Here is a 13,485-nt window from a genome sequence, read left to right on the forward strand (position 1 = left end):
CCCCCGGGCCCGTCCGGCCCCCGCTCAGCGCGGGGCCGGGCGGGCCTTCCGCGTCCCCGCCCGCCGTCGCTGCGCCTCCACCAGGCCGGCGGCCACCGAGTAGCCCGCGTAGCCGAGCAGCGCGATCGCCAGCAGCGGCACGATCCACGACCGGGCGTCGCCGTTCACGACCTGGTTGACGAAGCCGAGCCACGGCACCGAGTACCACAGCGTGCCGCGGACCTGTTCGGGCAGCACGAGCGCCTCGTCGGGTTCGGAGTTGTTGTCGCCCTGGGTGACGAACGCCGTGCCGCCGTCCGACGACGACACGATCTCGGTCACCCGGTGACTGATCACCTCGGGGCGGCCGCTCTCGATCTGGTAGGTCACGACGTCACCGATCCGGATCTCGTCGGTCGGGGTCGGCTTCACCACGATCAGCGTGCCCGGGGGCAGCCGCGGCTCCATCGAACTGGTCAACACGGTCAGGGGCGTGGCCCCCGCGACCTTCGGCACAATTACCAACACGGTCGCGAGGCCGAGCACGAGCACGAACAGCCCCGCACTGAGGCCGAGGCCGAGAGCGTGCAGCAGGCCCTTCTGACGCACAGCGGCGCGGCGACCGCTCACGGCGGCTCGGCGGCCGCTCACGGCTGCTCCCCCGAGGGGTCGACCTCGTCCGGGCGACGGCGTCCGACCGCCACGAACGCGCCCGACAGCACCGCGATCGCCGCGATCAGCAGCGGCAGCCAGCTGCCCCGCAAGGGCTCCGGCACGAAGTCGTCGAGCACGTCCAGGGAGTGGACGGGCAGCTCGGTGTCCGCGCCCGACCCGTCGACGGCCCCGCCCGAGGCGCCGTCGCCGACGGAGGGCGCCGTCTCGTCGGCCGCACCGGCCGAGGAGGCGCGGGTCGCCACCGCCTCGATCGTCGCGCTCGAGGCACGGTCGCCTCCCGCGCCTCCTGTGCTCGTCTCGGCGGGGTCCGCCGCGCCGGCGGTCCCGGCCGACGCGCAGCCCGCCGGCACGGCCGACCCGGCCAGCCCCGTGAGCGTGACGAGCACGGCGAAGTCCAGGGTCTGGTCACCGGTGCCCGCGGCGGCGGAGGCGTCGAGGTCGACCGAGACGGTGACCGGGGCCTCCTGCCCGGCGGCGAGGCGGACCGGCGCGAGCACGGGGGTGCACCCGTCGCCGGACAGGGTGACGGGCGGCAGGTCGCCGACGTCGAGGTCGGAGTGCGAGCGGACCGTGACCGCCTCGGCGAACGCGGGCGACGAGGTCGTGACGTCGACGAGGCGGGCGCTGAGCACGGCCGGCGCGCTCGAGAGGTTCTTGACCCAGAAGGTGCCCACCGTGCCGGCCCCGGGGACGAGCCGCAGCCCGTCACCGAAGAGCGCGGAGTCGAGGCGACCCTGCCAGTGCCGGCCGTCGTCGCTCACCATGAGGCGGGGCGCGGTCGAGGCCGTGGCGGGAGCCGCGGCCGTGACGACGCCGGGGCCCAGGACGACGGCCGCGACGGCGACGACGACCGCGACCGCCCGACCGCCGGTCACCCGCACTGGATGTTCCTCGTGCCGTACTGGTCGTAGACCACCGTGACCGTGCCGACGGCCATGAGGTCGGTCGGCTGCCCGTCGACCATCACGCGGATGTCGACGTGGATCGGGCCGTCGCCGAAGGGGTCCCGGGGCAGGTTGTCGCGGGTGAACGCGAAGTGCGGGTAGTCGCCGGTCCGCTCGTCGTTCGAGATCCGGGTGCCGCCGACGAAGGTCGCGTACCGGGTCGCGGTCGCCCGGGTCGACGGGTCGAAGTCGAGCCAGGCGTAGGCCTCGCCGTCGGTGCGGCAGACCGCCGTCTGCGGGGGGACGATCGTGTTGTTCTGGACGATCCGGCGGTCCTGCGGCGTGGCGGCCCACGACCCGGAGGCGAGCGACACCGTGAGGACCGGGTTCACGCGCCCGGTGGGAGAGGACGTCGCGATCGAGGTGCGGAGGCACCAGGTCGCGGCGGCCTTGCTCGCCAACGTCCCGGTGAGGTTCGGCACGGCGGACCAGGTGCCGCTGACGCTGCCCGGGCCGACGGCGGTCGTCGACGTGCAGGCGGACGCGGCGGTCACCGGCCACGCGACGACGGCGATCGACGCGGCGAGGGCGGCGGAGCTGCCCGAGCTCAGGCTGCCGCTCGTCGAGTAGGACGCCGCGACCGTCCCCGAGTTCGTGAACGTCCAGGGCGCCGTGAGCGACCTGGTCGATCCGGCGTAGTCGGCCTGCAGGGCGTCGAGGGTGCCGGCCGTGAGGCCGACGGCGCCGGTCCTGACCTGTTCGGTGACGGTGGCGGACGCCGTCCAGAGGGCGGACGCCGCGCCTCCCGAGGCCAGGGCCACACCGACGATCACGCCCACGACGACGGCGGCCAACGTCGATCGCGTGGTCGTCCGGGGCCGGCGCCCGCTCACGGTGCGGCGCCCGGTCACGGTGCGGCGCCCGCTCACGGTGCGGCGCCCGCTCACGGGGCCACCTGCGTCCCGGTCAGGACGAGCCCGATCGACGAGGTCTGGTTCTGCAGGGTCGCCGGGACGTCCGAGTCGAGCGTGACGACGACGCAGCCGGTGACGGTGACTCCGGCCGGCAACGTGAAGTACCCGCTCCCCGTGTCGAACGCGGCGGGCCGGGCGGAGTAGCCGCCGACGCCGACGACGCAGTCCGCGGCCCTCGCCACGGCGGCGAGCCTGACGGTCAGCTCGCCGGGCAGGGCGGACGCGGACGCCGTGGTGGTCCCGGCCGACACCCGCATGGCCAGGTCGACCGACCCCGTGTTGGTCGCGGTGAACGTCCCCGCGGTCGCGCCGCCGGGGCCGAGCGCGGACGTGTCGAGGGCCTTGACGGCGCCGACCGAGAGGCCCGCCGTCCCCGACCCGACCGTGACGGCCGTCGGCTTGACGGAGGAGTTCCACAGCGCGTAGGTCCCCCCGGTCGCCACGAGGGCGACGGTGACCGCGCCGGCCACGACGGCGGTCGCCGCCCACAGCGAGCGGAGCGGACGGCGGGACGAGGAGGCGCGCTCGACCGAGCGGTGACGCGCGCGTCCGCGGGACGGTCCGGTCAACGTCTCACCCCCTGGTGGTCGATCGTGCGATGCGGCGGCCCGTGGGTCCCTGGGCGGGACGGACGGACGGAAGGGGGCGACCGGACCGCGTCGGGTGCGGTCCGGTCGCCGGTGGGTGACGGGGTGCGGTGGCCGTCGGGCCGCCGACACCCGCTACGCGATGGCGCGCTGCTTCAGCGTGAAGGTCAGCTTGCTCAGGTCGAGCGTGCCGCCCTGGCTGGCGGCGTCGGACACCGTGGAGGGCAGCTCGACGACGAAGGTCACGACGGCCGAGGTGCTGCCGGCGGAGACGGGAGCCACGACGTAGCTGCCGGCCGTGCTGCCCGCGGTCACGCCCGAGGGCAGCGTCGTGCCGCCGGCGGCCGTCGACAGGGCCATCGTGTTGGTTACGTACGGCTTGAGGCTGCCGGTGACCGAGGTCGCGTCGTAGGTCAGGTCGGCGCGCAGGTCGTTGCCCGAGGCGGCGATGGTGATCGGCTGCGTGAACTGCAGCTTGGTGCCCGGGACGATCTTGTAGGCGGCGACCTGGGCGGCCGTGAGGGCCGTGCTGCGACCGTTCGTCACGTCGGTCCAACTGCCCGCCGACGACTGGGTGAGCGAGAGCGTGCCCGAGGCGACGCTGGCGGCGTTGACCTCGGTGCTGGCGTTCCAGAGGGCGAAGGTCCCGGCGCCGCCGAGGAGGAGGGCGATGCCGGCGGCACCGGCGACGGCACCCGTGACGAGCTTGTTCATGTCGGTCCTGTTCCGCGCGCCGAGGCGCGCTCGAGCACCGCCGTGCGCCGTCGGTCGGGTCGACTTCGGGGTGGCGCACGGCGCTGCAGGGGCTGTCGGCTCCGGGTCGGGCGGCCGATCGGTGTCGTCGGGCGCCGGGCTCTCGAGGAGTTCGGGTTCTTCGGGCGGGCAGGCCGCGACGACAGGATCGACATTACGCGGTCCCCCAAAGTGCCGACAGGGGATTCATGCCGATGCATGCACCCAGTTGGGGGGACAAAATGGACCGGAGTGTCTGTCGGCGACAGGGCGGACACGTTTTCGTACCCCGAAACGCCTCTTCCGCACCCCGATCCGCGACCGTCGGCCCTGCGGGGCCCCGGGCCGGGACCGGGCGGGCCAGACCGGGTACGGTCGACAACGTGGCGACAGCATACGAACCCAGAGTCGGGCGGATCCCCATTACGGGCCTCACCCCGACGACCCCCGACCGAGTGTTCCCGACGAAGGCCTTCTCCGGCGAGGTGGTCACCTTCGGGGCGACCGTCTTCCGCGAGGGTCACGACCTGATCGGGGCCGACCTCGTCACGATCGACCCCGAGGGCGCCGAGACCCGACACCGCATGGTCGCCGGCATCCCCGGCACCGACCGGTGGACGGCCCAGGTGCAGCTCGAGGTCGAGGGCGACTGGTCCTGGCAGGTCGAGGCCTACACCGACGACTGGGCCACGTGGCTGCACGCGGCCGAGATCAAGGTGCCGGCCGGTCTCGACGTCGAGGTCACGTTCGCCCTCGGCAGTCGACTGCTGACCGAGGCCGTCGAGAACTACCCCGACACGACCCTGATCCGCGACGCGGCCAAGGCCCTCGCGAACCCCGCCCTCTCCCCCGCCTCGCGGCTCCGCGTCGCCACCGATCCGCGCCTCGCCGCGGTCCTCCTGGTCACGCCGCTCGCGAGCCTCGTCACGCGCAGCGCCCCCGAGGCGCTCCGCGTCGAACGCAGCCGCGCCGGCCTCGGCAGCTGGTACGAGTTCTTCCCCCGCAGCGAGGGCGCCCGCAAGCAGGCCGACGGCACCTGGAAGAGCGGCACGTTCCGCACCGCGGCCCGCCGCCTGCCCTCGATCGCTCGCATGGGCTTCGACGTCGTGTACATCCCGCCCGTGCACCCGATCGGGACGACCTTCCGCAAGGGCCCGAACAACACGTTGACCGCGGGGCCGAACGATCCCGGGTCGCCCTACGCGATCGGTTCGCCCGACGGCGGGCACGACGCGGTGCACCCCGACCTCGGCACGGTCGCCGACTTCCGCTGGTTCGTCGACGCGGCGAAGAACGCCGGTCTCGAGCTCGCGCTCGACCTGGCCCTGCAGTGCTCGCCCGACCACCCCTGGGTCACCGAGCACCCCGAGTGGTTCACGACCCTGCCCGACGGGACGATCGCCTACGCCGAGAACCCGCCGAAGAAGTACCAGGACATCTACCCCCTGAACTTCGACAACGACTACGAGGGCGTCAGCCGCGAGGTGCTGCGCATCGTCCGTCACTGGATCGAACTCGGCGTCACGATCTTCCGGGTCGACAACCCGCACACGAAGCCCGTGCGCTTCTGGGAGTGGCTGCTGTACGAGATCCGACAGACGAACCCCGAGGTGGTCTTCCTCTCCGAGGCGTTCACGAAGCCGGCCATGATGCAGGCGTTGGCGCAGGTGGGGTTCCACCAGTCGTACACGTACTTCACCTGGCGCAACGAGAAGTGGGAGCTCGAGGAGTACCTCGACGAGCTGTCGAAGGAGACGAGCGCCTGGCTGCGCCCGAACTTCTTCGTCAACACGCACGACATCCTGACCCCCTACCTGCAGTTCGGCGGTCCCGCGGCCTACAAGATCCGTGCCGCGATCGCCGCGACGGCCTCGCCGACCTGGGGCGTCTACTCGGGCTACGAGCTCTTCGAGGACGTCGCCCGCCCGGGCAGCGAAGAGAACATCGACAACGAGAAGTACGAGTACAAGCCCCGCGACTGGGCCGCCGCCGAAGAGGCGGGGGCGTCGCTGGCGCCGTACCTGACGCAGCTCAACCGCATCCGCGCCTCCCACCCGGCCCTGCGCCAGCTGCGCAACCTCGAGATCCACTCGAGCGACGACGAGTCGATCCTCGTGTTCTCGAAGTACCTGTCCCGTGCGCACACCCGCAGCGGACGCGCCGACGGCATCATCGTCGTCGCCAACGTCGACCCGCACTCGGCGCGCGAGACGACCGTCCACCTCGACGTCACGAAGTTCGGCTTGCAGCCCGGTGGCACCTACACCGTGCGCGACCTGATCACCGGTCAGTCGTGGACCTGGGGCGACGACAACTACGTCCGACTGGACGCCTTCGTCGAACCGGTGCACGTCCTCTCCGTCGACCTCAACCGAGCCCCGTAGGAGCGACCCGATGACCACCACTCCCCCGACCGAGCCCGACACCTCCTTCGCCCTGGGCGACGACGAGGTCTTCTCGGCCGCCAACGGCACCCACGGCCACCCGCACGCCGTCCTGGGTGCCCACCCCCGCGGCGGTCGCACCGCCGTCCGCGTCGTCCGACCGCTGGCCGACACCGTCACCGTGACCGGCGCCTCCGGGTCGTCCTTCGCCCTCGAGCACGTGGGCCACGGCCTCTGGCAGGGCGTCACGAGCGAGCCCGTCGGCGCGTACACCGTCGAGGCGACCTACGAAGGAGGCGCGGCGTGGGTCTCGGACGACCCCTACCGCTTCACCCCCACCGTCACCGAGTTCGACCTGTACCTCTTCGGAGAGGGGCGCCACGAGCAGCTCTGGAAGATGCTCGGCAGCCACGTCCGCGAGCACGAGGGCGTGACCGGCACCTCCTTCGCCGTCTGGGCGCCGCACGCCCGCGCCGTCCGCGTCAAGGGCGACCTCAACGGCTGGGACGGCGAGCGGCACGCGATGCGCCGCCTCGACGGCAACGGCGTCTGGGAGCTCTTCGTGCCCGGCGTCACGGACGGGATCTACAAGTACGAGGTGCTCACCCCCGACGACGTCTGGGTCGAACGCGCCGACCCCATGGCGCGCACCTCCGAGGTGCCGCCGCTCACCGGGTCCGTCGTCACGAAGGCCGCCCACGCCTGGGCCGACGACGCCTGGATGACCGCCCGGGCCGAGAACGACGTCCACTCCGGACCGATGAGCGTGTACGAGCTGCACGTCGGCTCGTGGCGACCGGGCCTGAACTACCGCGAACTCGCCGACCAGCTCATCGAGTACGTCGGCGAGCTCGGGTTCACCCACGTCGAGTTCATGCCGCTCGCCGAGCACCCCTTCGGCGGCTCCTGGGGCTACCAGGTCACCGGTTACTACGCCGTGACCAGCCGCTTCGGCAGCCCGGACGACCTGCGTTACCTGATCGACCGCCTGCACCAGGCCGGGATCGGCGTCATCATGGACTGGGTGCCCGGGCACTTCCCGAAGGACGAGTGGGCCCTCGCGAAGTTCGACGGTCGCGCCGTCTACGAGCACTCCGACCCCCGCCGCGGCGAGCAGCCCGACTGGGGCACGCTGGTCTTCAACTTCGGCGACTCGCAGGTGCGCAACTTCCTCGTCTCGAACGCGCTGTACTGGCTCGAGGAGTTTCACATCGACGGGCTGCGCGTCGACGCCGTCGCCTCGATGCTCTACCTCGACTACAGCCGCAACGAGGGCGAGTGGCTGCCGAACGAGTTCGGCGGGCGCGAGAACCTCGAGGCGATCAGCTTCTTGCAAGAGGCGAACGCGACGGCGTACAAGCGCCACCCCGGCATCGTCATGATCGCCGAAGAGAGCACGAGCTGGCCCGGCGTCACCCGCCCGACCAGCGAGGGCGGCCTGGGCTTCGGCCTCAAGTGGAACATGGGCTGGATGCACGACACCCTCGGCTACGTCGCCGAGGACCCGCTCTACCGCTCGCACCACCACGGCGAGATCACGTTCTCGTTCGTCTACGCGTTCAGCGAGAACTTCATGCTGCCGATCAGCCACGACGAAGTCGTGCACGGCAAGGGGTCCCTGCTCAACAAGATGCCCGGCGACGAGTGGCAGAAGCTCGCCAACGTGCGGGCCTACCTCGCCTACATGTGGGGCCACCCCGGCAAGCAGCTGCTCTTCATGGGCAGCGAGTTCGGCCAGCCCGGCGAGTGGAGCGAAGAACGAGGGCTCGACTGGTGGATCCTCGACCAGCCCGCCCACCAGGGGCTCCACGGCCTGGTGGCCCGCCTCAACGAGGTCTACCGCGACGAGCCGGCTCTCTGGGCGCACGACTTCGACACCGACGGCTTCGAGTGGATCGACGGCGGTGCCGCGCAGCACAGCGTCGTGGCCTTCATGCGCAAGTCCGGCTCGGGCGAGTCGATCGCCGTCCTGGCGAACTTCTCGGGTGAACCGGTGCACATGCGCTTCGGTCTGCCCGAGGCCGGTCGCTGGGACGAGATCCTCAACACCGACGCCGGGGTCTACGGCGGTTCGGGCGTGGGCAACTTCGGGGGAGTCACCGCCACCGACGAGCCCTGGGCCGGTCGCCCCGCGGCCGCCGACGTCCAGCTACCGCCGCTCGGGGTCGTCTGGCTCAAGCTGCGCCGCTGATCCGACGCCGACACACGACGGAACCCCCGCGCCCCTTCCGGGTCGCGGGGGTTCCGTCATCCGTGCAGGAGGCGCGGCTCAGTACAGCAGCATCGCCAGACGACGACGGGCGGTCGCCACCCGGGGGTCGTCCACCCCGACGATCTCGAAGTACTCGAGCAGGCGGGCCCGGGCGGCGTCACGGCCGTGGGGGTCGAGCGACGGGAAGACGGTCAGCACGCGGTCGAAGGCGTCGTCGATGTGCCCCCCGCTGAGGTCGAGGTCGGCCACGTCGAGCTGGGCGTCGAGGTCGGTGGGGGCGGCCGCGGCCGCCGCACGGACGTCGGCCAGCGACGCGCCCTGCAGTCGCTCGAGCAGCGAGACCTGGGCGAGGCCCGCCACGGCGAGCTGGTCACGAGGGTCCTGCGCGATGGCGGTCTTGTAGGCCGTGATCGCCGCGGCGTAGTCGCCCCGGTCGATCGCGTCGTAGGCGTCCTGGTGGTGCGGGGGCAGCGGTTCCGGCTCGGGCTCGACCTCGTCGGCCTCGCCCACCGGGGCGCCGTCGACGACCGCCGTGCCGGTGACGCCGTTCTGCGCGGCCAGCTCGAGCACCTGCTCGAAGACGTCGCGGACCTGGGCCTCGGGCAGGGCCCCGACGAAGAGCTGCACGGGACGACCGCCGATCACGGCGGCGACCGCCGGGATCGACTGCGCCTGGAAGGCCTGCGTCAGCTGGGGGTTGGCGTCGACGTCGACCTTGACGAGCAGCAGGCGGCCGGCGTACTCGCCGACCAGCTTGTCGAGGACGGGCGACAGCTGCTTGCACGGGCCGCACCACTCCGCCCACAGGTCGACGATCACGGGGACGGTGTTGCTGATCTCGAGGACCTGCGTGAAGGTGGCGTCGGTCGCGTCGAGCACGAGGCCCGGCACCGCGACCTGACCGGCGGACGGGGCCGGGACGCCACCCGCGCCTCCTGCGGGCGCACCGTCGACGGGTGCCCCGGCGGACGGACCCGCCGGGGCGGGGGCCGGCGGACGGTTGACGAGCGATGAGAGGTCGACGGCGCCGCGGAGACCGGCGGGGACGGGAGGGAGGTTGGTCATGGCAGCTCCTTGGCAGAGGTGAGGGCCTGGCTGAAACCGAGCAGGACGATGGGGTCGTCGCTGCCGACGGGCGGGACGGAGAACAAGAGCTCGACGCCGTAGGTCGCCTCGATGCCCTTCGACGACTCATCGAGCCCCAGCAGGGTCTTGACGGTGCCCTCGGGGTTGACCTTGGCACCCGTGGCCGTCGGCTTGACGGTCTCGATCTCGTTCAACGCGACCGAGACGATGGCACCGGCGTCGTTCGTGGCGAAGGCGACGGGGGTCTCGTCGTCGGCCTGGGACGTGTAGTCGATGGACGCCGTGGTGGGCAGGGCCGCACGCTTCGCGTCCTTGTAGGCCTTGCCGATCTTCTCGCGCAGCGTGTCGCCCTCGGTCTGGAACTGGGCGGCGTACTGGCTCTCGTCGCCGTTGCGCAGGATGTCGCCGTAGGCCTCGGCCAGCTGGTCGGGCTGCAGCGTGAGCAGCTTGACGTCGGGCGAGAGCCGGGCGGCGCCGATCGAAGCGGGTGCGACGGTCAACGGGGTCTGCGTCTGCAGGCTGACCGCGTACTCGACCTTGTACGGGTCGCGGGCGCTCTCTTGCTCGAGGGTGAGGGCGACGGGCGCCACGCTCGCGTCGGCGTCCTGCACGACGACGAACGCCGAGCGCGGCCACGAGTCGGCCTGCTGGGGCAGCGTCAGCGTGACGGTGCCGGTGGGGATCGCCAGGGGCGCGGCGGCGGCGGCGTCCTTGGAACGGATCGTGTAGTTCGCCTGACGCTGCTCGAGGGCCGGACCCGTGAAACGGGTGGCGGCGAGGTCGGCGTTCAGCGAGGCGTCGGCCTCGGTCGCCGTGGCCGAGATGCGTTCGACGATGCGCTTCGCCTGGGCGACGCTGATCACCGGGGGCTGCAGCGCGTTGCCCTGGTCGCCGGAGTCCGTGCCGTCGGTCGAGGTGGGCGTCGGGGTGGGCGTGGACGAGTCGGAACCCGCCGCCGGCGCCTGCTGCGGCCAGTAGTCGGCGGTGCACGCCGACAGGGCGAGCGAGGAGACCAGCACGATCGGCGCCACGGCGGCGAACCGACGGATGCCGCGGGCACGACCACGGCCGGGCGCCAGGGTCTCGGTGCCGGCGGCGTCGAGCGCCTTGACCGCCTTGCGACCGGCCCGACGCGACAGGCGGGGTCGTTTCCCGTCACCCGAGCGCCGACGGGGGCCACGCGTCCGGCGGTGGTGCAGGATCGCCCAGACGTACAGGCCGATGCCGATCAGCAGGACCACGAGCCCACCGACGATCAGCGGCCCGGCCAGGGGCGTCGCGGTCGAGAGCGGCCAGGTGATGCGGACGTCGGACGGGGCGGGCTGGCTGCCGTCCGAGACGATGACGAGGGAGACGTCGTCGGGCGCGTCGAGCGAGAAGGTGAGGTCTTTGCCCGCGAACTGGTCGAACCAGAGGTCGGAGTCGGTCGGGTCGGGCACCTCGGTGGTGTCGCCGGCGACCGTGCGGCTGACGAGCCGACCGGACGCCTCGTCGTACTCGACCTCGTTGTAGCTGGCGTCGCCGACCCACCCGAGGACGTCCGACGTGCGGCCGTAGGCGGCGAAGGCGGTGTCGCCGCCCGACACCGAGACCGTCTGACGCCCGTCGCGGCCGTGCAGCGCCGACGCCGGGACGACCGTGACGGTCGCGTCGGAGTCGGCGGTGTCGACCTGGGACGACACGCTCGGCGGCGGTGCGAAGACGGTGCGCTGGGCGAAGCCCAACGCCACCATCACCGCCGCCAGGACGACGACGACGACTGCGACGATGAAACGCACGTTTCTCTCCCTCCGAGCCACCATCCCGGTCGGGGCGCCAGGAACCGTCGTGGTCGACGACGGGCCTCGCACGAGCCTGGCCAGGGGGCCGGGCGCGGCAGCAGAATTTAAGACGGCTCAGCGTATCCGACGAGGCTGAGAGGCACCTAACCCGTGGATCGGGGTCCGTCGAGGGCCTCCCACTAGCATCGTGTCGCGGGCCGCGCTCCCCTGGTCCGAACCCTGCATCGAAGGAGACACCGTGGCTGCTGACGAAGCCGATTTCGGCATCGAACTCCGGGGCTACCGCAAGGACGAGGTCGACCGCGTGCTCGGCGACCTGCGGCGGGAGCTCATCAAGGCCAACGCCGACCGGGCCGACCGGGCGAGCGAGGTCGCGTTCCTCCAGCAGCGGGTGGACGAGATCCGTGCCGAGCTCGAAGAGGCCGGCACCCCCACGTACTCCGGTCTCGGCAGCAAGCTCGAGCAGACCCTGCGTCTGGCCGAACAGCAGTCCACCCTGGTGATCAGCCAGGCCGACATCGACGCCGAGGCCCTGCGCTCGTCCTCGACGGCCGAGGCGAAGCGCCTGCTGGACGACGCGAGCGAACGGGCCACGGCGGTGCTCGACGACGCCCGGGGCCGCGCCGCGGCGCAGGTCGCCGAGTCCACCGCCGACGCCGACCGTCTGGTCGCACGCGCCAAGGCCGAAGCACGTGACCTGCTGCAAGAGGCCCAGCGCGACGCCATCTCGATCCGCGGCTCGGCCGCCACCGAGGCGGCCCAGAACGTCTCGACGGCTCGACGCGAGGCAGCCGCACTGCGTGCCGAGGTCGAGCACGAGGTCGCCGAGCAGCGGGCCGCCGTCGCCCGCGACCTCGCCGAGGCCCGCGACGAGGCCGACACCCTCGCCGCCGACACGCGCGAGGCCCGAGCCGTCTTCGAGAGCGACTCCGGGCGGCAGCGCGCCGACCTCGAGCGCGAGGGCGTCACCGTCCGCGCTGAGCTGGCCCGGCTCGACGAGACCACCCGCGCCGACCTCGACGCCGAGGTCGGTGCCCGCCGCGCCGAACTCGACCGCGAGATCACGGCCGCCCGCGCCGAGCTGGCCGACGACGTCGCGGCCCAGCGCGCCGAACTCGAACGCGACGTCGCCGCGGCCCGTGCCGAACTCGCCCACGAGGTCGCCGAGACCCGGGCGCTCCTCGCCCGCGACGTCGACGCCACCCGTGCCGACCTCACCGACGAGGTCGAATCCACCCGGGTCGAGCTCGAGCGCGAGATCGCGACCGGTCGTGACCGCCTCGCGGCCGAGATCGCACAGGCCCGTGCCGAACTCGAGAAAGAGGTCGGCGACGCCCGCACCGAGCTCGACCGCGAGACCCGGCGCCGCCGCGACGAACTCGACCTCGCCGAGACCACGTCACGCGAACGCATCGCGCGCATCACCGTCGAGACCGACGAGCGCCTCACCCGCGAGAGCGAGGCGCAGGCCGACCGTCTCGACCGCGAGGACGCCGACCGGCGGGCCGAACTCGCGACCGAGATCGAGCAGGCACGCGCCGAACTCGCCGCCGAGACCGCCGAGGCCCGCGCCGCCCTGGCGGACGAGACCGAGGCCCAGCGCGCCCGCCTGGCCGCCGACGACGTCCGGGTCCGCGCCGGGCTCGAGGCCGACCGCGAACGGGCCGTCGCCGACCTGCGCCGCGACGTCGACCAGGGGCGCGCCGACCTCGAGGTCGAGCTGCTGGCCCGTCGCGACGAGGCGGAGGTCGAGCTCACGCAGCGACACCAGCACGCCGTCGCCGAGACCCAGGAGCTGCTCGACGCGGCGGCCGAGCAGCTCGCCGAGGCCACCCGTCGTGCCACCGAGGTCCGGCGCGAGGCCGACGACCTCGAACGCACCGCGCTCGAGTACGCCCGCACCACCCGGACGGACGCCGACGAGACGGCCCACGAGGTGCTCACCAACGCCGACGAACGCTCACGGTCGATCCTGGCCGATGCCCAGCAGCGGGCCGACGACCTCATCGGCGACGCCGAAGAACGCCTGGCCGAGATCACGGCCGAACGCGACGCCGTCGCGGAGTACTTCGAGAACCTGCGTGGCATGATCGGACAAGTCGGCGGCGGTACGTCAGAGTAGGGCGACAGGCCGTGTCGGGCAGTCGGTGCCGCCGTGACCTCGACCGGCCCGTGCCGTCGACAGGAGCCC

The 13,485-nt window shown here is 72.6% G+C and carries 10 protein-coding genes; 3 read left to right on the forward strand and 7 right to left on the reverse strand.

Annotation, left to right across the window (positions count from 1 at the left end; all coding sequences use genetic code 11):
- Positions 1 to 24 precede the first annotated feature (24 nt).
- From ACIOSR_RS03085 to ACIOSR_RS03105, 5 genes are all read right to left on the reverse strand, one after another.
- Positions 25 to 630: a signal peptidase I gene (locus ACIOSR_RS03085; RefSeq protein ID WP_402751812.1), complete on the reverse strand. Its 606-nt coding sequence runs from the start codon at positions 628 to 630 to the stop codon at positions 25 to 27.
- A complete protein-coding gene (locus ACIOSR_RS03090) occupies positions 627 to 1,535 on the reverse strand; it encodes a hypothetical protein (protein WP_402751813.1) in 909 nt (302 codons plus the stop codon). Before ACIOSR_RS03090 ends, ACIOSR_RS03085 begins: the two co-directional genes overlap by 4 nt.
- Positions 1,526 to 2,485 carry a hypothetical protein gene (locus ACIOSR_RS03095; RefSeq protein ID WP_402751814.1) on the reverse strand — a complete coding sequence of 320 codons (960 nt, stop codon included), beginning with the start codon at positions 2,483 to 2,485 and terminating at the stop codon, positions 1,526 to 1,528. The genes ACIOSR_RS03090 and ACIOSR_RS03095 overlap by 10 nt, the downstream gene beginning before the upstream one ends.
- On the reverse strand, positions 2,482 to 3,081 hold the full coding sequence (locus ACIOSR_RS03100) for a TasA family protein (protein WP_056046140.1): 600 nt from the start codon (positions 3,079 to 3,081) through the stop codon (positions 2,482 to 2,484). The genes ACIOSR_RS03095 and ACIOSR_RS03100 overlap by 4 nt, the downstream gene beginning before the upstream one ends.
- A gap of 153 nt (positions 3,082 to 3,234) precedes the next feature.
- Positions 3,235 to 3,813 (reverse strand): alternate-type signal peptide domain-containing protein, encoded by a 579-nt coding sequence (locus tag ACIOSR_RS03105; protein ID WP_173151069.1) that lies wholly within the window; start codon positions 3,811 to 3,813, stop codon positions 3,235 to 3,237.
- Positions 3,814 to 4,073: 260 nt separating this feature from the next.
- On the opposite strand from ACIOSR_RS03105, the gene ACIOSR_RS03110 reads away from it, so the two are divergent.
- Both ACIOSR_RS03110 and glgB read left to right on the forward strand, forming a co-directional pair.
- Positions 4,074 to 6,215 (forward strand): alpha-1,4-glucan--maltose-1-phosphate maltosyltransferase, encoded by a 2,142-nt coding sequence (locus ACIOSR_RS03110; protein WP_402751815.1) that lies wholly within the window; start codon positions 4,074 to 4,076, stop codon positions 6,213 to 6,215.
- Positions 6,216 to 6,225: 10 nt separating this feature from the next.
- On the forward strand, positions 6,226 to 8,406 hold the full coding sequence (gene glgB / locus ACIOSR_RS03115; RefSeq protein WP_402751816.1) for a 1,4-alpha-glucan branching protein GlgB: 2,181 nt from the start codon (positions 6,226 to 6,228) through the stop codon (positions 8,404 to 8,406).
- A 78-nt stretch (positions 8,407 to 8,484) separates the two neighbouring features.
- Here glgB and ACIOSR_RS03120 read toward each other — a convergent pair whose 3' ends face one another.
- Both ACIOSR_RS03120 and ACIOSR_RS03125 read right to left on the reverse strand, forming a co-directional pair.
- Positions 8,485 to 9,492, reverse strand: a complete 1,008-nt coding sequence (locus ACIOSR_RS03120; RefSeq protein WP_402751817.1) for a tetratricopeptide repeat protein — start codon at positions 9,490 to 9,492, stop codon at positions 8,485 to 8,487.
- The gene (locus ACIOSR_RS03125; protein WP_402751818.1) at positions 9,489 to 11,291 is read right to left on the reverse strand and encodes a hypothetical protein; all 1,803 of its coding nucleotides are present in this window, start codon (positions 11,289 to 11,291) and stop codon (positions 9,489 to 9,491) included. Before ACIOSR_RS03125 ends, ACIOSR_RS03120 begins: the two co-directional genes overlap by 4 nt.
- A gap of 241 nt (positions 11,292 to 11,532) precedes the next feature.
- Here ACIOSR_RS03125 and ACIOSR_RS03130 point away from each other — a divergent pair, with 241 nt between their 5' ends.
- Positions 11,533 to 13,416 carry a hypothetical protein gene (locus ACIOSR_RS03130; RefSeq protein WP_402751819.1) on the forward strand — a complete coding sequence of 628 codons (1,884 nt, stop codon included), beginning with the start codon at positions 11,533 to 11,535 and terminating at the stop codon, positions 13,414 to 13,416.
- Positions 13,417 to 13,485 lie beyond the last annotated feature (69 nt).

It is taken from the genome of Frigoribacterium sp. NPDC087798, from assembly GCF_044742985.1.
Classification (GTDB): Bacteria; Actinomycetota; Actinomycetes; order Actinomycetales; family Microbacteriaceae; genus Frigoribacterium.